Consider the following 529-nt stretch of genomic DNA (forward strand, 5'->3'; position numbering starts at 1 on the left):
GCCTGATCGCCGAAGTCGGCGACGAGGCACCCGAATGGGCGGGCGCGCTGGCGTTGCCGAGCGAGGACGGCTGGCGGCGCGCGGACGAACTCGTCCTGCCCGCCTCGCCGCTGGGCGACATCTTCGATCCCGAGGTGTTCGAGGAAGACGGCGCCTTGTCCGTACTGGACGAGGAATTCGCCGAGGACTGGCCGACGGCCACGCTCGTCGCGGTCGGGGTACTCGATTCCTTCGCGATCATCACCGACGACGAACCGCTGGAACCCGAGCACGGCCTGCCCGACGAGCACGAATGGTGGGATTCGCGGGAGCGGCCGCCGTCACGGGTGCTCGCCGTACGCGATCTCGACCTCGTCGGCGACGACGCCTGGCCGGAGGCGCTGCGGTTGCTCGCGTCCCGTCCGGAAACCTGGCGTGCCCTCGCCGAACCCGGTGGGCACACCGGTTGGTGGCTCGCGCGGTACGCGCTGCTCGACGGGCACGCGCCGCTCGATTGGCGGATGCCGGAGGCCGCCGCGCTGGCCGGGCT

1 pseudogene is annotated in these 529 nt (G+C 72.0%); it reads left to right on the forward strand.

Annotated features, from left to right (window positions below):
• A pseudogene (locus tag ACLJQF_RS48870) lies at positions 1-529 on the forward strand (molecular chaperone Hsp90); the annotation flags it as partial.

Source organism: Amycolatopsis sp. lyj-109, from assembly GCF_046548995.1.
GTDB lineage: Bacteria > Actinomycetota > Actinomycetes > Mycobacteriales > Pseudonocardiaceae > Amycolatopsis.